The following is a 20032-nucleotide window of genomic DNA, read 5'->3' as shown; positions in this document are numbered from 1 at the left end:
CCTATCCCTTCTTCGGAGATTTCCATGGCGTCGCAAATCCGCGCCTCGCATATCCTGCTCATGTACAAGGGCTCCATGCGTTCCACCGCCAGCCGTTCCAAGCAGGAAGCGCTGGACAGCATCAACGCCATGAAGGCGGAAATCGCCAATGGCGCCGACTTCGCCGAACTGGCCCGCCAGAATTCCGACTGCCCCTCGGGTGAGGAAGGCGGCGACCTGGGCAAGTTCCCGCGTGGCGCCATGGTCCCGGAATTCGATCAGGCGGCCTTTGCCCTGGAACCCGGACAGGTGTCGGACGTGATCGAGACCGCTTTCGGGTATCACCTGATCCAGCGCACGGAATAGTCGGGGCGGTTTGACGGGGAAACCTGCCACAGAAGAGCGGCTCTCCTGGGCCGCTCTTTTCCGTTCATTGACAATTGTTCACTGGCGTCGCCGCCATCCGCGTGCAATTTCCCCCTGGAGCCCATGCACGCCGCCGTTATGATGGCGGCAGTCCGCAACACAGGAGAATGGATCGTGCCTGCGTTCCTGCCCCATGCCGATTTTCCCTACACCCGCATGCGCCGCAACCGCCGACATGAATGGTCGCGCCGGCTGGTGTCGGAAAACCGGTTGTCGGTGGACGACCTGATTTGGCCGCTGTTCGTGATCGAAGGGACCAATCTGCGCCAGCCCATCACCTCGATGCCCGGCGTCGAGCGCCTGAGCATCGACCTGTTGGTCGAAGCGGTGCGCGGGGCTCACGATCTGGGAATTCCCGCCATCGCCCTCTTTCCATCGGTCGAGGCTTCGCTCAAAACTCCCGACGCCCGCGAAGCGACCAACCCCGACAATCTGGTGTGCCGCGCGGTTCGCGCGGTGAAGAAAGCGGTGCCCGACATCGGCATCGTTTGTGACGTGGCGCTTGACCCGTTCAACTCCGATGGTCACGACGGTTTGGTCGCGGACGGCTATGTGCTTAACGACGAGACGGTCGAAATCCTGGTCCGCATGGCCGTGGTCCAAGCCGAGGCCGGATGCGACGTGGTGGCGCCATCCGACATGATGGACGGCCGCATCCGGGCATTGCGCGCCGGACTGGATCAGGCGGACCTGGACCATGTCCAGATATTGTCCTATGCCGCAAAGTACGCTTCGGCCTTCTACGGCCCGTTCCGCGACGCGGTCGGTTCGAACGGGGCGCTCAAGGGCGATAAGAAGAACTATCAGATGGACGCCGCCAACACCGAGGAAGCCCTGCGCGAGGTCGCTCTTGATCTTCAGGAAGGCGCCGACATGGTGATGGTCAAGCCCGGCCTGCCCTATCTCGACGTCATTCGCCGGGTCAAGGACGCTTTCGGCGTGCCGACCTTCGCCTATCAGGTGTCGGGCGAATACGCCATGCTCAAGGCCGCAGCCCAGAACGGTTGGCTGGATTGGGAAAAAGTGATCGTTGAAAGCCTGATCGGCTTCAAGCGTGCCGGGGCCGACGCCATTTTGACCTATACAGCCCCGGAAGTCGCCCGCCTGCTGGGAAAGCGCTGAATCAAACCAAGGCCGCGCCATGTCGCGGCCTTTTTACCTGCGATAAATAACAACGTATTTGTGTTATTAGCCAAAGTCAAATAGAGTTCTGCTAGCAAAGTGTAAATTTAATGCGAACAACACATTAATATGCGCATATTATTTTATGCGCCGATACGGATAGAGGGGAATTCGCATGCGATCCTTGCTTCTTGCCGGCCTGTTGCTGGCTATCGCCGCTCCGGCTCAGGCCAACGACCAAGACAACGTCAATCCAAATTGCAAGCTGGAACCGGAAACAAATTGCGGATGGGCGGAATTCCGCAAGGCCAAAGCCTCTGGCTTGGACATGCGCGACAGCCAGTTCATGGCCACCCGTTTCGACGAAGCTGACCTGTCTGGCGCCAATTTGTCGGGATCGCACATGCAATTGGCCAATCTGAACAAGGCCAACCTCAAAGGTGCCGACCTGTCCTACGCCCACATGCATGCCGTCAATCTGGCGGGAGCCAACCTGGAAGGTGCCGATCTGAGCGGCGTCAACTTTCTTGATGCCAATTTGAGCGGCGCCAACCTCAAGGGAGCCAAGGTTACCCGCGCCTTGTGGACCGCCGCCAATTTGTCGGGGGCGACCTGGGTGGACGGACACGTTTGCGCCGACGGCTCCAAAGGCGAATGCCGTTAGCCCCAAAACAGACGCCTCCTCCGGCCTTGCCGCAGGGGGCCATTCCGTATGAATCAAAAGCCCCCGCCAAAGGCGGGGGCTTCGTCAAAAATCAGAATTTCGCTGCGCTCAGCCCTTGAGCGTCTTCAATTCCTCGGCCGAACACAGATCGTAGCGCACCATGGCGTTGTCCACCGTCTTGCCGGTTAGCGCACGCCAAGTGTTCAGCGCTTCCTGACGGGGGAACGGACCATAGGTCTCAAGCTGTTTGCCCGCAGCGATGACCTCAAACGAAGTGTCGGCGTATTCGCCCCCCACCACGTACCATTCCTCGCCGACGCTCTCTGCGCCCTCCGAACGGATGAAATAACGGCACATGGCGTTATCGACGGTCTTGCCGGTCAGCGCGCGCCAGCACACATGCGCTTCGTGCTCGTCGAAGGGGCCGAAACGTTCTTCCTTGTGTCCAGCGGCGATCTGGGTAAAGGCGGTGTCGGCGTATTCGCCGCCGACGACATAATATTGCTTTGCCATGGGTGTGCTGTTCCCACTCGATAGGGTGGTTGGCGGTGCTTGCTTATACCCCAAGCGACGCCCGGAAGGAATGCCTTTGCGTCGATTTTTCCCATACCGTTCGGGCAGGGTGTTCACCCCACCCATTTCCCTTGCAGGGACTACCCGTCAACCGGCGCAAGCTGACGGCGGCGCTTTCGGACCGCGCAACAAAGTTGACGCGGCGAAGACGCTGGACAGCGGGGCGACCACGGCTTATGTCGTGACCATGATCCGCACCGTCCACGTCATCGGCGGCGGTCTGGCTGGCTGTGAAGCCGCCTGGCAGCTCGCCCGCGCCGGCGTTCCCGTGCTTTTGCACGAGATGCGCCCCCATCGCTCCACCCCCGCCCACCAAAGCGCCGGATTGGCCGAACTGGTGTGCTCCAATTCCTTGCGTTCCGACGACGCCGACTACAACGCCGTCGGTTTGCTGCACGAGGAATTGCGGCGGGCCGACTCGCTGATCCTGCGCTGTGCCGACACCTGCAAGGTTCCGGCTGGCGGCGCGCTCGCGGTGGACCGGGACGGTTTTTCCGTCATGGTGGAACGGGAAATGGCGGCACACCCCAACATCACCATCCTGCGCGAGGAAATCGCCTCCCTGCCGCCCGAGGATTGGGATTCCGTCGTGATCGCCACCGGTCCCTTGACCTCGCCGCCGCTGGCCGACGCCATCCGGGCGGTGACCGGCGAGCAATCGCTGTCGTTCTTCGACGCCATCGCCCCCATCATCCACAAGGACAGCATCGATTTTTCCAAGGCGTGGTTCCAGTCGCGCTACGACAAGGGCGAAGGATCGGACTACATCAATTGTCCGCTCTCCCGCGACGAGTATTACGCCTTCATCGACGCCCTGCTGGCCGGCGAGAAGGTCCCTTTCCACGAATGGGAAAAGGACGTGCCCTATTTCGAGGGGTGCTTGCCGATCGAGGTCATGGCGGAACGCGGCCGCGACACCCTGGCTTATGGCCCCGGCAAACCGGTTGGGTTGACCAACCCCAACGGCCCCAAGCCGTTCGCCGTGATCCAACTGCGCCAGGACAACGCGCTGGGCACGCTTTACAACATGGTCGGTTTCCAGACCAAGTTGCGCCACGGCGAGCAGGCCCGCATCTTCCGCATGATTCCCGGCCTGGAGAACGCCGAGTTCGCCCGCCTGGGCGGCGTTCACCGCAACACCTTCGTCAACGGCCCGCGTGTGCTCAACCGTGACCTTTCCCTCAAGGCGCAGCCGCGCCTGAGGCTGGCCGGACAGATCACCGGCTGCGAAGGCTATGTTGAAAGCACCGCCATCGGCCTGTTGGCCGGCCGTTTCGCCGCGGCCGAACGGTTGGGCAACGCCCTGCCGACACCACCCGCCGTCACGGCGCTGGGCGCCATGCTCGACCACGTCACCGGCGGCGGCATGGTCGAGACCTATCAACCGATGAACATCAATTTCGGCCTGTTCCCACCCGCTCCCGAACGGGACGAACGCGGCAAAAGGGTCAAGGGCCGCGACCGCAAGAAGCTTTATTCCGACCGGGCCCGCGCCGCCTTGCCGCAATGGCTGGAAGACGCGGCCAAGGCGCTGTCAGCGGAAACGGCGATCCAACCAGCACCGTAACTCGGTGGCGGCCTGTTCCCAGGTGCTGTCCAGCATCATCACATGGGGCAGGCCGTCCACCACCTTCATCTCGGCCGCCCAATAGGTGGCGGCCATGGCCAAGTCGCCATAGGGAATGAAGGCGTCGCGGCTGCCGCCCAGCACCAAGGCCGGGATTGCGGGGCGCGGCATCAGATGGAACCATTGCGGCAGCAACAATTCGTTGGCCGCCGCCTGGCTTTCGCGCTGGAAACGCTCGGCATAGGCATAGGCGTCCTGAGCGGGAAACTCGGCGGAAAACAGGCCGCGCCGCACCACCTCGTAATCGACGCCATCGGGTCCCACGGTCTGAAGCCGGCCCAATTGCCACAACAGGTCGGGATAACGCAGCGACATGTGGGTGAAAGCCGATCCCAGTCCCCCCGGCCCGACAGAAGCCAACATTGCCAGACCGGAACAGGCCATGCGGCACGCCGCGCGCTGCGCCACCATTCCGCCTAGGGAATGACCGATCAGAACCGGCGGACGCTCCAAACCGGCGGCCACCCCGGCGACGTCGGTCACGTAATCGGCCAGGCCGTAACCGTCCAAGGCCCCGCGATCCGGGCTTTCCCCATGTCCACGCAATGACACCGCCGCACAATGCCAGCCAGCGGCGGCGAAATAGGGCAGGAAGTGCTCGGCCCACACCCAGGCACCACAGAACGAGCCATGGATAAACAACAACGGCGGCCGTTCCGACGGCGCACCGGCCCGCAGCACTTCCAGCGCCATGACCTAGCCCTTGTGTTCGATCAGTTCGATTTTGTAACCGTCAGGATCCTCGATAAAAGCGATCACCGTGGATCCATGCTTCATCGGTCCCGGCGGGCGGGTGATCTTGGCACCGTTGGCAGCCAACACCTCGCAAGCTGCGTAGATGTCGGGCACACCCAATGCGACATGGCCAAATCCGTTCCCCAGGTCATAGGCTTCGGTGTCCCAATTGTGGGTCAGTTCGATCACCGTGTTGGACGCTTCTTCGCCATAGCCGACAAAGGCCAAGGTGAAACGCCCCTCGGGATAATCGGTGCGGCGCAACAGCGTCATGCCCAACAACCGGGTGTAAAAGTCAATGGAACGGTCGAGATTGCCGACCCGGATCATGGTGTGCAACATGCGCCAGCTCATGGCGTTCTCCTTTCGGCGATGAAGTCCAAGACGGTAGCGGCGGCACGGTCGCTAGGGCTGGGGCCACCATAACCCAAAAGCCGCATGGCTTCGGCCATGTCGGCACGCCGGGCGGCGCGATCGCCGAAATCATCCAAAAACGCGGCAATCGCCGGCGCAACCTGGTCGGCTCGGCATTCCTCTTGAAGGAATTCCGGCATGACAGCGCGATCCAAGACCATGTTGACCAATGTCGCCCACTTGATCTTGAACCCCATGAAACGCCGGGCGACAAAGGCGGTCAAAGCCGAAACGCGGTAAACCACCACACTGGGCAGCCCGGCCAGCGCCAGTTCCAGCGCCACCGTGCCCGACGCGGCCAAGCCGGCCGTTCCGGCGGCGAAGGCGTCGTATTTTTCCGTCCGGTTGTCCACGATGATCGCCCGCAGCGGCCAGTGCGCAGCGGCCGCGCGGACGGTAACCGCCACGGTTTCGACGGTCGGCACCACCACCACCAGATCTGGAAAGCGTTCGGCCAAACGCGCCAACGTTTCGACGAACAACGGCAACAGACGGCCGGTTTCCGACATCCGGCTTCCCGGCAGGGCGACCAGAACCGGCGCATCGGCGGCGATTCCGTGACGAAGACGGAAGGCCGCACCGTCCCCCCGCTCCGCTCCGCTTTCGACCACCGGATGGCCGACATGAACAGAGCGCAGGCCATCCTTCTCGAACCATTCCGGCTCGAACGGCAACAGCGTCATCAACAGGTCAAGAACCGCCGCCAGTTTCTTGGTGCGCTTGGGCTTCCACGCCCACACCATGGGCGCCACGTAATGAATCCGTGGAATATGGGGGAAACGGCTCTGACAGCCCTTTTGTACCCGACCGGTAAAACCCCACGAATCGATGGTGACGATGGCATCGGGCTGTTTCGCCGCGATATCGTCCAAGGTTTCACGCACACGGCGCAGGATACGCGGAACGCGGGGCAGAACCTCGACCAACCCCATGACGGTCAATTCCGCCATGGGAAACAGGCTTTCAAGCCCTTCGGCCCGCATGCTCTCGCCGCCGATCCCGGCGAAAGCCACCTCGCCAGCGGTTCGCGCCTTCAGCCCGGCCATCAGCCGGCCACCCAACAAATCGCCCGACGGTTCGCCGGCGATGACGTAGATGGTCAACGGCCTAGTCACCCTCGACCCCGATCACGAACAACCCTAGACGGTCCGCCTCGGCCCGCACCGCGTCGCGTCCCAGGACCAATGCCCCCCCCGCCTCGACCGCGATGCCGCGCAGACCGGCAGTAGCGGCCTCGCGCACGGTGGCGGTGCCGATGGTGGGGAGATCAAGGCGCCGGTCCTGGCCCGGCTTCTTGACCTTGACCAGGACACCACCCGGTCCCTCGCGTTTCAGGCCGGCGGCGCGACGGATCATGGCATCGGTTCCCTCGACCGCTTCGACGGCCAGCACGATTCCTTGCTGCACCACCACCGCCTGGCCGACGTCAAGCGCCCCGATCCCCTTGGCCACCTCGCGGCCACGCTGGATGTCGGCCTTGGCCTGATCGTCAGGCAGATAAGTGCCGTAAATTCCGGGTACCGCCAGACAATCGGATAAAACGTCATCGACGCCGACGATGCGGAACCCTTCTTCCTCGATCTCACGCGCCACCGCACGCAACAGACCGTCGTCCCCCAACGCCTTGAGGCCGACCTTGGCAAAAAAACGGGTTGTCCGAAAATCTGGAGCCAGCTCGCGCAAGGTTGGGCGGCGCACCGGGCCGATCATCATCACGTCTTCGACACCGGCTTGCTTGAGCAACTTGAAGCCGGTCCCCGCCTCGCCCAATCTGATCCAGTCGGCGGGAGCGTCACCGATCACCGCCTTGTCGGCATGACCGGACAGAGCCAGAACATGGAAAGGGCGGTTCTGGGCGCGGCAGGCGGCGATGACAAGTCCAGGGAACTCGCCGCCGCCCGCCACGATGCCCAGTTTACTTGCCATCCTGGAAGCCGGGCGTGCAAAGCTGGCGGGACGAACCGGCACGGATGAACTCGATCACCTCCATGACGGCAACGTTGTCCTGATATTGCTCGGCCACGTCGTCGACCCGCTCCTGAAGCGTCCCTTCGGGTGCGAACAACAGACGATAGGCGTTGCGCAAGGTATGGATATCCTCGCGCGAGAAACCGCGGCGCTTGAGCCCGACGATGTTGAGGCCGTTCAGGTGGGCACGGTTTCCGATCACTATGCCGAACGGAATGACGTCGGCTTCAACACCAGACATGCCACCGATCATGGCGTGCTTGCCGATGCGCACGAATTGGTGCACCGCCGAAAGGCCACCCAGGAAGGCGTAGTCGCCGACCACCACATGACCGGCCAGCGTGGCGTTGTTGGCCATGATGACGTTGTTGCCCAGAATACAATCATGGGCGACATGCGCGCTGGCCATGAACAGGCAATTGTCGCCGACACGGGTTTCCATGCCGCCACCTTCTGTGCCGGGATTCATGGTGACGTGCTCGCGAATCTGGCAATTGCGGCCGATGGACAGCGTCGAAGGCTCGCCCTTGTATTTCAGATCCTGCGGCTGATGGCCGATCGAGGCGAAGGGGAAAATGCGCGTCCCCTCGCCCACGCTGGTGATGCCTGTCACCACCACATGGGACAGCAACTCGACACTGTCGCCAAGGACAACGTCGGGACCGACCACGCATAGCGGGCCGATGACGGCGGAATCGGCGACACGAGCCTTGGGATCGACGATCGCGGTGGGATGAATGTTGGGCATCAGTCGTCCAGAATCATGGCGGCGTAGGTGGCTTCGGCCATCAGGGTCTCGCCGACCTTGGCCTCGGCACGGAACTTCCACACGTTGCCGCGCGAACGTTCCTTGAAAACGTGAATGGCAAGCGTGTCGCCAGGGCCCACGGGCTTACGGAAACGCGCCGAATCCACGCTCATGAAATAGACCAGCTTGCCTTCCGCGGACGGCCCCAGGGTCTCGACCACCAGCACGGCGGCGGTCTGGGCCATGGCCTCGATGATCAGGACACCGGGCATCACCGGGCGGCTGGGGAAATGGCCCTGGAAAAAAGGTTCGTTGATGGTGACGTTCTTCATCCCAACGGCGCTTTCGTTGGGAATCACATCGACAACCTTGTCCACCATCAGGAACGGGTAGCGGTGCGGAATCATTTCCATGATCCGGTTGATGTCGATCGTCTTTCCCGCTTCGTTCACCACTGTCATCTCGTCCTTGTCCTCTCAGCCTCGCGAAACCGCTCGAAGCGAATTTCGGTTGTCAGCCTAACCTTTGCGTTTGACCAGCTTGTTCAGGGCCGCCGATTGACGCAGCCACTCCATTTGCGGAACGGCGGGCGTGCCTCCGACCGTCTGACCGGCCGGAATATCCTTGATCACACCAGCCTGAGCGGCAACGCGCGCGCCCATACCGACATTCAGGTGCCCGGCGAATCCCGCCTGGCCACCAGCCGCGACGAAATCCCCCAATCTGGTGGAACCGGAAATCCCCACCTGGGAGACGATCACGCACCCACGCCCAAGCTGCACGTTGTGGCCGATCTGCACCAGATTGTCGATCATCGACCCGGCACCGATCACCGTATCCGGTCCGGCACCGCGGTCGATGGTGGTGTTGGCACCGATTTCGACGTTGTCGCCAATGATGACCCGCCCCAATTGCGGCACCTTCAGATGTCCTTGCGGCCCCATGGCGAAGCCGAAACCATCCTGGCCGATACGGGCACCGGGATAGATGTAGACGTTACGGCCGATCACCGCGAACTGCACCGTGGCGTTGGCGCTGACGATGCAATCATCGCCAAGGACGACGCCATCGCCGATCACCGCATTCGGCCCGATATGGCAGCGAGCACCGATTTCGGCCCGCGCCCCGATCACCGCGCCATATTCCAGACGGCACCCGTCGCCAATCTTGGCGGCAGGATCGACATAAGCGGTCGGAGCCACCCACGGTTCAGCCTTGGGACGGGGATAGAACGCCTGCGCCACCTTGGCATAAGCGCGATACGGGTCCTTGGACAGCAACAGTGCCATGCCGGTCGGCGCCCGGTCGGCCAAATCCGGGTGGACGATCGCCGCACCCGCCTGGCTGGCTTGAAATGCCGCCAGATATTTGCGGTTATCGAGGAAGGTGATGTCGTCGTCACCGGCCTGGTCCAGCGCAGCGACATCCTTGACGACCCGCGCCGGATCGGCACCGGTGGACAATTCCGCCCCTGCAAGCTCAGCCAATTGGGCCAGCGTGAAAGGCCCCGCATTGACGAAGAAACGTTGATCAGCCATGGCTCAGTTCCTCTTGGCCGGAGGACCAGGAGGGACACGCGGTATCGCCTCCCCTTCGATAGTTGGCGTCGGGAACTTGACCGAGGGATATTTCTTGTTGAGCCGCTCGATCACCTGTTGCGTGACCTCCATGCGGGGATCGTGCAGGAAAATCTGCGACTTGGGCAACACCAGATTGGCGCCCAGTTCACCCGCCAGTTCCTCGGACACCTGAGCCAGGGCGTCAGAAAGCTGCCCCATGCCGATGCGAAACGACTTGTCCACCGCCTGACTGCTGCGCTGGAAGCGTTGATTGAACTCGAACACCTGTTTCTCGAAGGCGCGCGCCTTTTGTTGCCAAACTTCCGGCGACATGGCGGCCTTTTGCTTGACCAGATCGTTCTCGGTTTCCTTCAACGCCGCGCGGTTCTTCTCCAGTTCTCCTTGAAAGGTCTGGAGATAATGGTCGCGTTGGCTGCGCAGTTCCTTAGCCGCCAGCGATTGCTGCAAAGCAGCCTGGACATCGACCACCATCACCACTGCCGTCGGCAGCTTACCCTGGTCCGGCTCAGCGGCTACCGCGCCGGTCATGACCAAGTGAAGCGCAAGGACGGCCAGCCCAAGGCCGGCCCGCATCCCAGCGACCATGCTAGAACCTCGTGCCGAAATTGAAGCGGAACAGTTCGCGGTCGTCGAAGCTTTCCTTCTTGATCGGAATACCGAAATCGACGGCGACCGGTCCCATGGGCGACTTCCAGGTCACACCGGCACCAACCGATACACGGATCGAGCTGGATTGCTGGATATCGGTGGTGGACGAATAATCCTCGGTATCGCCGATGGCACCAAAATCGCTGAAGATCTGGCCACCAAAGCCCAACTCGTCGGGCAGCCCCAGCGGGAATTTCAACTGAGCGCTACCGTAGTACTGCCACAAACCGCCCAGCGCGTCGCCAGAGCTCTTGTCGCGAGGACTGACGCCGGCATTGGCAAAGCCGCGCAGAGTGTCGCCACCAAGGTAATAGCGCTCGGTGATGCGGATTTTTTCGTCACCGAAGCCCGTCATATAACCGACGTTACCGCTAAGCGACAGCACCACGCCTTCGTCAATGGGGAAATACTGGCCGGCGCCGAGATTGTTCCGCAGGAACTTCTGGGTTCCGCCCAATCCGGCCAATTCGTTATTGATCCGGAAGAAGTAGCCTTCGGTCGGCTCAAGTTTGGAATCGCGATAATCCCAGAGCAGAGTCTGCTGAACCGACGACAGCGTCGCCGTGCCTTCCTGTTCCTTGACGTAGATCGACGCGCCGCTGTCGATGTTCTCGACCTTGTCACGCTTGAGCGTGTATTTGAGATCCTGGCGCAAATTGTCGTGGATGTAATAACCACCACGCAAGGCGCCACCGACGCTATTGGCGTCGTAACCGCTTTCGGTTTGCAGCTTGCGAGTGGTGGCGAACAGGTCGAAACCAGCGGCCACCCGACGATCCATGAAGTAGGGCTCGGTAAAGCTGAACGAAAGCTGGTTCTGCTTGGTGCCGACCGAGAACGAGGCCCGGACATCCTGACCACGCCCCAACAGATTGCGTTCACGCATGGACACTTCGGCCAAGGGGCCGGCGATGGTCGACCAGCCGACGCCGAACGACAGCTCGCCAGTGGACTTTTCCTGAACGTCCACCTTGATGACCGTACGGTCAGGAGCCGTTTCGGACGGAACGTTGGTGACCTCGGCTTTCTCGAAGAAGTTAAGGTCCTTAACCCGCTGACGCGACCGGCGCAGCTTGGCCGAATTGAAGGCGTCGCCTTCCACCAAGGTGAACTCGCGGCGGATCACCTTGTCGAGCGTGCGCAGGTTGCCGGTGATGTCGATACGCTCGACATAGACACGCGGGCCTTCCTGGATGTCGTAGGTGACGCTGATCTTCTTGTTTTCACGGTCGCGGTTGACCTGCGGCTTGACGTCCACGAAGGCATAGCCACGGGTTCCCAACGCATCGGTCAGCTTTTGGACGATATCCTCGACCTGATCGGCGTTGTACCACTCGCCTTCCTCGGACACCAAAAGCGGCCGAAGCTCATCGACGTTCAAATCCTTGAGGTTGGCCGTGATGTCGGCCGGACCGAACTGATAACGGTCGCCTTCGTCCACCGTCATGGTGATGAAGAAACCCTGACGGTCGGGCGTCAGTTCCGCCACCGCCGAGGAAACTCGGAAGTCGGCATAACCATGCTTGAGGTAATAACGGCGCAGCAATTCGCGGTCGTAGGTCAGACGGTCGGGATCATAGGTATCGTCGGTCGAGAAGAAGCGATACCACCGCTCCTCCTTGGTCATCAGCACCTCGCGCAAACGCGAATCGCTGTATTTATGGTTCCCGACAAAATTGATGCGCTTGACGTAGGTGGACTCGCCTTCGTTGATCTCGAAGACCAGATCGACGCGGTTTTGCTCAAGCTGAATGATCTTGGGTTCGACGGTCGCACCGAAACGGCCGTTGCGGCGATACAGGTCGAGGATGCGCTTGACGTCACTTTGCACCTTGGTGCGCGTGTAGACGACGCGCGGACGCAGTTGGCTTTCCTGCGTCAGTTCCTCTTCCTTGATGCGCTTGTTTCCCTCGAACGCGATGCGATTGATGATGGGGTTTTCCACCACGCGCACCACCACCACGTCACCTTCGCGCCGGATGGCGATATCGGCGAACAGACCGGTGTTGTACAGCGTCTTGAGCGAACGGTCGATGCGATCGGAATCGTAGGGATCGCCCTCGGACACCGCCATATAGGATTTGACGGTCTCGACCTCGATACGTTGGGTGCCCTGCACCACGATCTGGCGGATACGCCCCGAATCCTGAGCAAGCGCAGGCGCCGCCGCGGCCAGGAAACCGGCGATCAACGCAGTCTTCCGCACGAAACTCATCAAGGCCCCCCTGCGACGTCCCGCCATCGGCGATGGCTTTAGTCCTAGTTCACGAAAGCAAACGCTTCACCATGTCCCACACCGGAAGGCTGACAATGTCGTTCCGGGTAGCGAAGACCATCAAGGCCAATACCAGAAACAGCCCGATTCGGAAACCATATTCTTGTGCCTTTTCGCCCAGCGGCCTACCAAGGATGGCTTCGACGGCATAAAAAGCCAAATGACCGCCATCCAGTACAGGGATGGGAAACAAATTGATTAACCCGAGGTTAAGAGAAAGCAAAATGGTGTAGAAAACGACACTGGCAAAGCCGACTTGCGCCGCCTCTCCCGCGCCTTTGGCAATACGGATGGGACCGCCCAATTCGTCGCTGTCTCGCGTCCCGGAAACCATCTGGCCGATGCCGACGAAAGTCGAAGTGACCATGGTTTCGGTCTCACCCAACGCCAGAACCAGGGCGCTGACCGGTCCGTGCCGGACGATGCGGGTGTGGGAACCGTCAACCGATATCCCCAGCACCGGAACCTTCTCCATGTCGCCGAAAATCCCCTTGCGCTCGATGATGCGCGGGCGGGCGACCACGACCAGATGTTCGCCGTTGCGGTCGACCTCGATGCTCAGGGGGCGTTCCAGCTCCAGACGAACGATGCGTTGGATATCCTGAAAACGGTCCACTTCGGTACCGTTGATGGCAACCACCCGGTCACCCGCCTTGAGGCCTGCGCTTTCCGCAGGCATACCCTCGTGCACATAGCCGACCACCGGCTCGGTGACCTGTTGGCCCAGGACCATGAACATGCCCGCCAACATGACGATTCCGAACAGGAAATTGGCTGCCGGTCCGGCAAAAACGATAGCGGCACGCTGCCCCACCCGCTTGTGGCGGAAGCTGACCGCTTTTTCTTCTTCACTCATCGGGCGTTCGTCACCGGTGGCCGATGCGGCGTCGCCGTCGCCAAACATCCGGACATACCCGCCTAACGGCAGCGCACTGATACGCCAGCGTGTCCCGGATTTGGCTGTCCAGCCCCAGATTTCAGGTCCGAAGCCGATGGAGAACACCTCGACCCGGACTCCATTCCACCGCGCCACCAGATAGTGGCCGGCTTCGTGGACAAAAACCACGACGGTAAGAATCAACAGGAAGACGACACCGTAATTCCAGATGCCAGCAAGAAAATCCATAGGGGCCTGTCACTCCAGACGGCGTCAGCGCTTGCCACGCCGCGCGATGATCGCATCGGCACAACGACGTGCCCGCAGGTCTTGCTCGAGAACGTCGTCGATGGAAGACGGCGTCACCGGTTCGACGGTTTCCAACGTTTCCTCGACCACGCGGGCGATATCAAGGAACCCGATGCGCCGCGCCAGGAACGCCTGTACCGCGACCTCGTTGGCGGCATTCAAGACAGTAGGTGCGGACCCGCCGGTTTGCAAGGCGGTCCGCGCCAGACGCAATGCCGGGAATCGTTCGGAATCTGGTGCCTGGAACGTCAACTGGCCGATAGCGGCAAGGTCGAGGCGTGGCGCGGGAGCAAAGATGCGCTTGGGCCACCCCAGGGCGTAGGCGATGGGGGTGCGCATGTCCGGGCTCCCCAACTGCGCCAGGACCGAACCGTCCACATAGGACACCATGGAATGGATGACCGATTGCGGATGGACGACAATGTCGATCCGCTCTTCCGGCATGGCGAACAGGTGGTGGGCCTCGATCAGTTCCAACCCTTTGTTCATCATGGACGCAGAATCCACGGAAATCTTGGCGCCCATGGACCAATTGGGATGGGCAACCGCCTGTTCCGGGGTCATGCCCTCCATTTCCGCCAGGGTTCGATCGCGGAACGGCCCGCCCGAGGCGGTCAGGACGATCTTTTCCACCGCTTGCGGCTGGGTGGCGTCCAGAACTTGGAAGATGGCGGAATGTTCCGAATCCACCGGCAGAAGGGTGGCACCATGGGCGGCGACTTCGGCGGTCATCAGGGCGCCGGCGCACACCAGGCATTCCTTGTTGGCCAGACCGACCACCGCGCCGCGCCGCACCGCGGCAAGCGTCGGAGCCAGGCCAGCGGCACCGACAATGGACGCCATCACCCAATCGGCCGGCAATTGCGCGGCCTCGACAACCGCCGCCGGTCCGGCAGCCACGGCAATGCCGGTTCCGGCCAAGGCGTCCTTGAGGGCGCCATAAGCGGATTCGTCCGCCACCACCGCCAAGCGCGGCTTCAGACGTCGAGCCTGACCGGCCAGGATTTCCACCCGGCTGTGGGCGGTCAACGCCTCAATGCGATAAAGATCGGGCCGCGCCTCGACCAATTCGACCGTGTTGCAACCGATGGAACCGGTGGAACCAAGAATGGTCACGCCACGGCGGCCATCCTCTTTCAAGGCGCCGCTCATGCTGCCTCCGTCACTGCCACTGCAACACCACCGCCACCGCGAGCGCCGCGGCCAACAGGCCATCGACGCGGTCTAAGACGCCGCCATGACCGGGAATGATGTTGCTGGAATCCTTGACGTTCCATCGCCGTTTGACCCAGCTCTCGCTCAAGTCGCCGGCTTGGGCGACCACCGCCAGCGCCGCGCCGCCCAGACACAGCCCCCACCACGGCATGGCATCGGGAGCCAGCGGCATCAGGATGGCGGAGGGAATCCCCACCAGGGCGGCACAGACCATGCCGCCGATCAAACCGGCCCAGGTCTTCTTGGGGCTGACCCTCGGCAGCAGCAGCGGACCGCCGATGGTACGGCCGGCGGCATAGGCACCGATGTCGGTGGCCCACACCAACAGCATCAGCCACAACACCAGGAACAAGCCGCCGGCCGATTCGTCGCGCAACCACACCAACGCCACTGCCGGCAATCCGGCATACAGCGCCCCGGTTCCCGCCCACAGGCGAGGCCGGCCATCACCGGAAGGCGCCAGGGCGGCGGCGGCGGCGGCGGCGGCCAGCACGATCAGAACCGCGATGTCGGGCTGAAACAGGGCGACGAAAACGGCAAGGACGCAGCCGATGGCGGAAACCCGCCCCGGCCAACCGAAACGTTTGCTGACGATGCCATCCCATTCCCAGCACATGACAGCTACAGCCACCGCCACCAGAACGGCGAAGGCCACACCACCCCACCAGACGGCAAGCAGGGCCGGCGGCGCCATGACCAGGGCTGACAGGATGCGGGTTCGCAGCACGTCAACCGCCCGTGGCGCCGAAACGGCGCTCGCGGCCGTGGAAATCACGAATGGCCGCAATCAGGTGGTCGCGGCTGAAATCCGGCCACAATACGTCCAGGAACACCAACTCGGCATAGGCGCATTGCCACAGCAGAAAGTTCGAGATGCGCTGTTCCCCCGATGTACGGATGATCATGTCCGGATCTGGAATGTCGGCGGTGAACAGGCGTGCAGACAACGCCTCCTCATCGACCTGGGCGACATCCAAACGGCCGGCGGCGACATCGGCGGCAAGCGCACGAGCCGCAGCGACGATTTCCTGGCGCCCCCCATAGGACAGGGCCAACACCAGGGTCATCGCCGAATTGGCGGCGGTCTTGGCCTCGGATTCCTCGATCAGCGACACGATATCAGGACCAAGACGCGAACGGTCGCCGATGATCCTGAGACGGATGCCGTTCTTGTGCAGGGTTTTGACCTCGTTGCGCAGATAAAGGCGCAACAGGCCCATCAGGTCGGAAACCTCTCCCTCGGGCCGTTTCCAGTTTTCCGAGGAAAAGGCGTAAAGGGTGAGATAGGAAATGCCCATCTCGCGGGCGCATTCCACCGTGCGCCGTACCGCCTCGGCACCGCGTTTGTGGCCGGCGGTACGCGGCAAACCGCGCGCTTTCGCCCAGCGCCCGTTGCCATCCATGATGATGGCGACGTGCACCGGCTGAACCGGCAGATCGACGCGGGCGGAAGCGGCGGTTTCCATCATGGTCAGACCTGAAGGATTTCCTTTTCCTTGTTGCCCAGGGTCTCGTCGATCCGCTTCACGGTCTCGTCGGTCAACACCTGGACTTCCTTCTCGTGCTTCTTGATCTCGTCTTCCGAGATATGGCCGTCCTTTTCCAGCTTCTTCAGGCTGTCCATGCCGTCGCGGCGCACGTTGCGCACGGCCACGCGGGCCTGTTCGGCATACTTGCCGGCCACCTTCTGAAGTTCCTTGCGGCGTTCCTCGTTAAGCGGCGGAATCGGCACGCGGATCACCTGGCCCTCGGTCTGCGGGTTGAGCCCCAGACCGCATTCGCGAATGGCCTTCTCCACCGCCTTGACCTGCCCCTTGTCCCACACCTGGACAGTGATCAGGCGCGGCTCGGGCACACCCACGGTGGCGCACTGGTTCAACGGCATGTGCTGGCCATAGGCGTCGACCGTCACCGGGTCAAGCAGGCTGGCATGGGCACGGCCGGTCCGCAGACCGGTGAACTCCTTTTTCAGGACTTCCACCGTGTTTTCCATGCGGTGGGCAATGTCTTTCTTCAGATCGCTCCAACTGGTCACGGCCACGGGTCAACCCCCTTCCTTGATGATCGTGAAGCGCCCACGGCCGCGGACGACCTCGGCGAAGGCGCCGTTCTGGTGCATGTCGAAAACCACGATGGGAACGTTGTTCTCGCGGCACAACGAAATGGCGGAAGCATCCATGACCGCCAGATCGCGCGCCAGCACATCGTGGAACGTCAGCGAATCGTAACGCACCGCGTCTGGCACCTTCTTGGGATCGGCGGAATAGACGCCGTCCACCTGGCTGGCCTTCAGCAGCGCATCACAGCCCATCTCGACGGCGCGCAGCGCGGCCGCCGTGTCGGTGGTGAAAAACGGATTGCCGGTACCGGCGGCGAAAATCACCACCCGGCCCTTTTCCTGATGACGGATGGCGCGGCGGCGAATGAAACTCTCGCACACCGACGGCATGGGAATGGCCGATTGCACGCGGGTTTCGACGCCGGCGGCCTCAAGCGCGTTTTGCAACGCCAGCGCGTTCATGACGGTGGCCAGCATGCCCATGTTGTCGGCGGCCGCCCGTTCCATGCCCTTGGCGGCGCCCGATATACCACGGAAGATGTTGCCACCGCCAACCACGCAGCAAACGTCGACCCCAAGCTCGCGCACCGACCTTACCTCGCGGGCGATACGGTCGACGGTGTCGGGGTCCAAACCATAATCACGGGAGCCCATCAGCCCCTCGCCGGAGATCTTGAGCAGAACGCGGCGGAATTTGGCGTCGCTGGCCATGGGTGCCCTCAAAGCCTGGATGAACCGGTGGACGGCGCCTGGACAGCGGCCGGCTGGCGATCATACACCATTCCAACCCGCTGTCGCGCCCTAACTCACGCCCCGATAAAGAGGCGAAAGCCGCCGCCCCAGGCACGAAACCCAGGACGGCGGCTTGACGCAGACGGCGATCAGCCCTTGGCGGCGGCAGCCACTTCGGCAGCGAAATCGCTCTCTTCCTTTTCGATGCCTTCGCCCAGGGCGAAGCGGGCGAAGCCGGTCAATTTGACGGGCGCGCCGATCTCCTTGGCGGCGTTGTCGACGACCTTGGAAATCTTGTTCTCCTGGTCGATGACGAACACCTGCTCAAGCAAGCAGACTTCTTCGTAGTACTTGCGGATACGGCCTTCGACCATCTTTTCGACCACGGCGGCAGGCTTACCCGAAGCCAGGGCCTGCTCGGTCAGCACGGCCTTCTCGCGATCAAGCGCGCCCTGGTCAACCGAAGTGGTGTCGAGGAACAGCGGATTGGCGGCGGCCACATGCATGGCGATCTGCTTGCCCAGGGCTTCCAGCTTGGCGACGTCGCCGGTGGATTCCAGGGCGACCAGCACGCCGATCTTGCCCAGGCCGGGAGCGATGGCCGAGTGGACGTAGGAGGCGACCACGCCGGCCGAAACCTCCAGACGCTTGGCGCGACGGATGTTCATGTTCTCGCCGATGGTGGCGATCAGGGCCGTCAACTGCTCCTGCACCGACTTGCCGGCGCCGGGGAATTCGGCAGCCTTCAGCGCCTCGACGTCGTCACCGTTCGCCAGGGCGACCTGGGCGAAGGTGGAAACAAAGCCCTGGAACTGGTCGTTGCGGGCAACGAAATCGGTTTCGGCGTTCACTTCGACGGCGACACCCTTGGTGCCGCCAGCGGCAACCGCCACCAGACCTTCGGCGGCGACGCGGCCGGCCTTCTTGGCGGCGGCGGCCAGGCCCTTCGTACGCAGCCAGTCGATGGCCGCTTCGATGTCGCCGGCGGTCTCGCCCAGCGCCTTCTTGCAGTCCATCATGCCGGCGCCAGTCTTCTCGCGCAGCTCCTTGACAAGCGCAGCGGTAATCTCGGCCATGGGATCTTCCCCTTCGTGCAAATCGTTGGAAGCGTAAAGAACTTAAGAAAATGGCGGCAACGTCCGTCGCCGCCATTCACCCCTTGCGGGCAGCTTACTCGGCCGGAGCCGGAGCCTCACCCTCGACGGCCAGCACCTCGACCGGAGCCTCGGCCTGGGCACCGATGTCGCCGCCCGAGCGGCCGATCTCGGCCTGGATGCCGTCAAGCACCGCACCGATCATCAGATCGCAATAGGTCTGGATGGCGCGAATGGCGTCGTCGTTGCCGGGAACCGGGAACTGGATGCCGGCCGGATCCGAGTTGGAGTCGAGGATGGCGACCACCGGAATGCCCAGCTTGTTGGCTTCCTGAACAGCCAGCGACTCCTTGTTGGTGTCGATGATGAACAGGATGTCCGGCAGGCCGCCCATATCCTTGATACCGCCCAGCGCGCGATCCAGCTTTTCCTTTTCGCGCGACAGCACCAGCTGCTCCTTCTTGGTCAGCGCCGACAAGGCACCGGAAGCCAGCTGATCGTCCAACTCGCGCAGACGCTTGATCGAGTTGGAAATGGTCTTCCAGTTGGTGAGCATGCCGCCCAGCCAACGATGGTTGACGTAGTACTGACCGCACTTCTTGGCGGCTTCGGCGACGATGTCGGAAGCGGCACGCTTGGTGCCGACGAACAGGACGCGGCCACCGCCGGCGGTGACATTGCGCACGGCCGTCATGGCGGCGTGCAGCATGGGCACCGACTGCTGAAGGTCGATGATGTGGATGCCATTGCGGACACCGAAGAGGAACGGAGCCATCTTCGGGTTCCAACGGCGAGTGTTGTGACCGAAGTGCACACCGGCTTCGACGAGCTGGCGCATGGTAAAGGTCGGCAGAGCCATGGAGAGAATTCCTTCTTTTCTCCGGTTGAGCCTCCGCGGGCAATGGTCGCCCCATCGGGGCGACACCGGAAGCGGAAGACGTGCAAGCACGCCGCCGCGAACCCGCGTGCGGTTTGGTGGCGGGTATG

At 62.3% G+C, this 20032-nt stretch carries 22 protein-coding genes; 4 read left to right on the top strand and 18 right to left on the bottom strand.

The window, feature by feature from the left end:
- Nucleotides 1–24 precede the first annotated feature (24 nt).
- The 3 genes from G4223_RS06795 to G4223_RS06785 all read left to right on the top strand — a co-directional run bounded on the left by G4223_RS06795 (nucleotide 25) and on the right by G4223_RS06785 (nucleotide 2191).
- On the top strand, nucleotides 25–345 hold the full coding sequence (locus G4223_RS06795; RefSeq protein WP_163676902.1) for a peptidylprolyl isomerase: 321 nt from the start codon (nucleotides 25–27) through the stop codon (nucleotides 343–345).
- Between the two features lie 141 nt (nucleotides 346–486).
- Complete coding sequence (gene hemB, locus G4223_RS06790; protein WP_420844438.1) at nucleotides 487–1527, top strand: porphobilinogen synthase; 1041 nt, start codon at nucleotides 487–489, stop codon at nucleotides 1525–1527.
- Between the two features lie 175 nt (nucleotides 1528–1702).
- Nucleotides 1703–2191 carry a pentapeptide repeat-containing protein gene (locus tag G4223_RS06785; RefSeq protein WP_163676899.1) on the top strand — a complete coding sequence of 163 codons (489 nt, stop codon included), beginning with the start codon at nucleotides 1703–1705 and terminating at the stop codon, nucleotides 2189–2191.
- Between the two features lie 108 nt (nucleotides 2192–2299).
- Here G4223_RS06785 and G4223_RS06780 read toward each other — a convergent pair whose 3' ends face one another.
- Nucleotides 2300–2704: a DUF4170 domain-containing protein gene (locus tag G4223_RS06780; protein WP_163676896.1), complete on the bottom strand. Its 405-nt coding sequence runs from the start codon at nucleotides 2702–2704 to the stop codon at nucleotides 2300–2302.
- A 247-nt stretch (nucleotides 2705–2951) separates the two neighbouring features.
- Between G4223_RS06780 and trmFO the strand changes: the two genes are divergently transcribed.
- Nucleotides 2952–4331 (top strand): methylenetetrahydrofolate--tRNA-(uracil(54)-C(5))-methyltransferase (FADH(2)-oxidizing) TrmFO, encoded by a 1380-nt coding sequence (gene trmFO / locus G4223_RS06775; RefSeq protein WP_163677598.1) that lies wholly within the window; start codon nucleotides 2952–2954, stop codon nucleotides 4329–4331.
- Here the strand turns inward: trmFO and G4223_RS06770 are convergent.
- The 17 genes from G4223_RS06770 to rpsB all read right to left on the bottom strand — a co-directional run bounded on the left by G4223_RS06770 (nucleotide 4299) and on the right by rpsB (nucleotide 19904).
- On the bottom strand, nucleotides 4299–5084 hold the full coding sequence (locus tag G4223_RS06770) for an alpha/beta fold hydrolase (protein WP_163676893.1): 786 nt from the start codon (nucleotides 5082–5084) through the stop codon (nucleotides 4299–4301). The genes trmFO and G4223_RS06770 overlap by 33 nt on opposite strands.
- A gap of 3 nt (nucleotides 5085–5087) precedes the next feature.
- Nucleotides 5088–5480: a lactoylglutathione lyase gene (gene gloA, locus G4223_RS06765; protein WP_163676890.1), complete on the bottom strand. Its 393-nt coding sequence runs from the start codon at nucleotides 5478–5480 to the stop codon at nucleotides 5088–5090.
- Nucleotides 5477–6655, bottom strand: a complete 1179-nt coding sequence (lpxB, locus tag G4223_RS06760; protein ID WP_338086833.1) for a lipid-A-disaccharide synthase — start codon at nucleotides 6653–6655, stop codon at nucleotides 5477–5479. Before lpxB ends, gloA begins: the two co-directional genes overlap by 4 nt.
- Nucleotides 6648–7466 (bottom strand): LpxI family protein, encoded by an 819-nt coding sequence (locus G4223_RS06755; RefSeq protein ID WP_163676887.1) that lies wholly within the window; start codon nucleotides 7464–7466, stop codon nucleotides 6648–6650. Before G4223_RS06755 ends, lpxB begins: the two co-directional genes overlap by 8 nt.
- Complete coding sequence (gene lpxA, locus G4223_RS06750) at nucleotides 7456–8256, bottom strand: acyl-ACP--UDP-N-acetylglucosamine O-acyltransferase (RefSeq protein ID WP_163676884.1); 801 nt, start codon at nucleotides 8254–8256, stop codon at nucleotides 7456–7458. Before lpxA ends, G4223_RS06755 begins: the two co-directional genes overlap by 11 nt.
- Complete coding sequence (fabZ, locus tag G4223_RS06745; protein WP_163676881.1) at nucleotides 8256–8717, bottom strand: 3-hydroxyacyl-ACP dehydratase FabZ; 462 nt, start codon at nucleotides 8715–8717, stop codon at nucleotides 8256–8258. The genes lpxA and fabZ overlap by 1 nt, the downstream gene beginning before the upstream one ends.
- 57 nt (nucleotides 8718–8774) lie before the next feature.
- Complete coding sequence (gene lpxD / locus G4223_RS06740) at nucleotides 8775–9794, bottom strand: UDP-3-O-(3-hydroxymyristoyl)glucosamine N-acyltransferase (protein WP_163676878.1); 1020 nt, start codon at nucleotides 9792–9794, stop codon at nucleotides 8775–8777.
- 3 nt (nucleotides 9795–9797) lie between these two features.
- Nucleotides 9798–10421 carry an OmpH/Skp family outer membrane protein gene (locus tag G4223_RS06735; protein WP_163676876.1) on the bottom strand — a complete coding sequence of 208 codons (624 nt, stop codon included), beginning with the start codon at nucleotides 10419–10421 and terminating at the stop codon, nucleotides 9798–9800.
- Between the two features lies 1 nt (nucleotide 10422).
- Nucleotides 10423–12699 (bottom strand): outer membrane protein assembly factor BamA, encoded by a 2277-nt coding sequence (gene bamA / locus G4223_RS06730; protein ID WP_163676872.1) that lies wholly within the window; start codon nucleotides 12697–12699, stop codon nucleotides 10423–10425.
- A 49-nt stretch (nucleotides 12700–12748) separates the two neighbouring features.
- Complete coding sequence (rseP, locus tag G4223_RS06725) at nucleotides 12749–13885, bottom strand: RIP metalloprotease RseP (RefSeq protein ID WP_163676869.1); 1137 nt, start codon at nucleotides 13883–13885, stop codon at nucleotides 12749–12751.
- A gap of 24 nt (nucleotides 13886–13909) precedes the next feature.
- Nucleotides 13910–15097 carry a 1-deoxy-D-xylulose-5-phosphate reductoisomerase gene (locus G4223_RS06720; protein WP_163676866.1) on the bottom strand — a complete coding sequence of 396 codons (1188 nt, stop codon included), beginning with the start codon at nucleotides 15095–15097 and terminating at the stop codon, nucleotides 13910–13912.
- A 10-nt stretch (nucleotides 15098–15107) separates the two neighbouring features.
- Nucleotides 15108–15887, bottom strand: coding sequence for a CDP-archaeol synthase (locus G4223_RS06715; protein ID WP_163676864.1), 780 nt, complete (start codon nucleotides 15885–15887; stop codon nucleotides 15108–15110).
- Between the two features lies 1 nt (nucleotide 15888).
- A complete protein-coding gene (locus tag G4223_RS06710; protein WP_163677593.1) occupies nucleotides 15889–16626 on the bottom strand; it encodes an isoprenyl transferase in 738 nt (245 codons plus the stop codon).
- Between the two features lie 5 nt (nucleotides 16627–16631).
- Entirely contained in the window at nucleotides 16632–17153 is a 522-nt protein-coding gene (frr, locus tag G4223_RS06705) for a ribosome recycling factor (RefSeq protein WP_205762425.1), read from the bottom strand.
- A gap of 51 nt (nucleotides 17154–17204) precedes the next feature.
- Nucleotides 17205–17930: a UMP kinase gene (gene pyrH / locus G4223_RS06700; protein ID WP_163676861.1), complete on the bottom strand. Its 726-nt coding sequence runs from the start codon at nucleotides 17928–17930 to the stop codon at nucleotides 17205–17207.
- Nucleotides 17931–18100: 170 nt separating this feature from the next.
- The gene (gene tsf, locus G4223_RS06695) at nucleotides 18101–19027 is read right to left on the bottom strand and encodes a translation elongation factor Ts (protein WP_163676858.1); all 927 of its coding nucleotides are present in this window, start codon (nucleotides 19025–19027) and stop codon (nucleotides 18101–18103) included.
- Nucleotides 19028–19121: 94 nt separating this feature from the next.
- Nucleotides 19122–19904 (bottom strand): 30S ribosomal protein S2, encoded by a 783-nt coding sequence (gene rpsB / locus G4223_RS06690; protein ID WP_163676854.1) that lies wholly within the window; start codon nucleotides 19902–19904, stop codon nucleotides 19122–19124.
- Nucleotides 19905–20032 lie beyond the last annotated feature (128 nt).

It is taken from the genome of Magnetospirillum aberrantis SpK (assembly GCF_011022235.1).
GTDB lineage: Bacteria > Pseudomonadota > Alphaproteobacteria > Rhodospirillales > Magnetospirillaceae > Magnetospirillum > Magnetospirillum aberrantis.
The sequence above is the reverse complement of the archived record's forward strand: the minus strand, read 5'-3'. Positions and strand labels throughout refer to the sequence as shown.

Bases quoted from the DNA above. Each gene is read 5' to 3' on its own strand.
- G4223_RS06785 (WP_163676899.1), top strand. From the start codon at position 1,703: ATGCGATCCTTGCTTCTTGCCGGCCTGTTGCTGGCTATCGCCGCTCCG.
- G4223_RS06770 (WP_163676893.1), bottom strand. From the start codon at position 5,084: ATGGCGCTGGAAGTGCTGCGGGCCGGTGCGCCGTCGGAACGGCCGCCG.
- trmFO (WP_163677598.1), top strand. From the start codon at position 2,952: ATGATCCGCACCGTCCACGTCATCGGCGGCGGTCTGGCTGGCTGTGAA.
- G4223_RS06710 (WP_163677593.1), bottom strand. From the start codon at position 16,626: ATGGAAACCGCCGCTTCCGCCCGCGTCGATCTGCCGGTTCAGCCGGTG.
- rpsB (WP_163676854.1), bottom strand. From the start codon at position 19,904: ATGGCTCTGCCGACCTTTACCATGCGCCAGCTCGTCGAAGCCGGTGTG.
- tsf (WP_163676858.1), bottom strand. From the start codon at position 19,027: ATGGCCGAGATTACCGCTGCGCTTGTCAAGGAGCTGCGCGAGAAGACT.
- G4223_RS06720 (WP_163676866.1), bottom strand. From the start codon at position 15,097: ATGAGCGGCGCCTTGAAAGAGGATGGCCGCCGTGGCGTGACCATTCTT.
- G4223_RS06795 (WP_163676902.1), top strand. From the start codon at position 25: ATGGCGTCGCAAATCCGCGCCTCGCATATCCTGCTCATGTACAAGGGC.
- lpxA (WP_163676884.1), bottom strand. From the start codon at position 8,256: ATGCCCAACATTCATCCCACCGCGATCGTCGATCCCAAGGCTCGTGTC.
- hemB (WP_420844438.1), top strand. From the start codon at position 487: ATGGCGGCAGTCCGCAACACAGGAGAATGGATCGTGCCTGCGTTCCTG.
- fabZ (WP_163676881.1), bottom strand. From the start codon at position 8,717: ATGACAGTGGTGAACGAAGCGGGAAAGACGATCGACATCAACCGGATC.
- rseP (WP_163676869.1), bottom strand. From the start codon at position 13,885: ATGGATTTTCTTGCTGGCATCTGGAATTACGGTGTCGTCTTCCTGTTG.
- frr (WP_205762425.1), bottom strand. From the start codon at position 17,153: ATGGAAAACACGGTGGAAGTCCTGAAAAAGGAGTTCACCGGTCTGCGG.
- pyrH (WP_163676861.1), bottom strand. From the start codon at position 17,930: ATGGCCAGCGACGCCAAATTCCGCCGCGTTCTGCTCAAGATCTCCGGC.
- lpxD (WP_163676878.1), bottom strand. From the start codon at position 9,794: ATGGCTGATCAACGTTTCTTCGTCAATGCGGGGCCTTTCACGCTGGCC.
- G4223_RS06780 (WP_163676896.1), bottom strand. From the start codon at position 2,704: ATGGCAAAGCAATATTATGTCGTCGGCGGCGAATACGCCGACACCGCC.
- G4223_RS06755 (WP_163676887.1), bottom strand. From the start codon at position 7,466: ATGGCAAGTAAACTGGGCATCGTGGCGGGCGGCGGCGAGTTCCCTGGA.
- gloA (WP_163676890.1), bottom strand. From the start codon at position 5,480: ATGAGCTGGCGCATGTTGCACACCATGATCCGGGTCGGCAATCTCGAC.
- G4223_RS06735 (WP_163676876.1), bottom strand. From the start codon at position 10,421: ATGGTCGCTGGGATGCGGGCCGGCCTTGGGCTGGCCGTCCTTGCGCTT.
- bamA (WP_163676872.1), bottom strand. From the start codon at position 12,699: ATGAGTTTCGTGCGGAAGACTGCGTTGATCGCCGGTTTCCTGGCCGCG.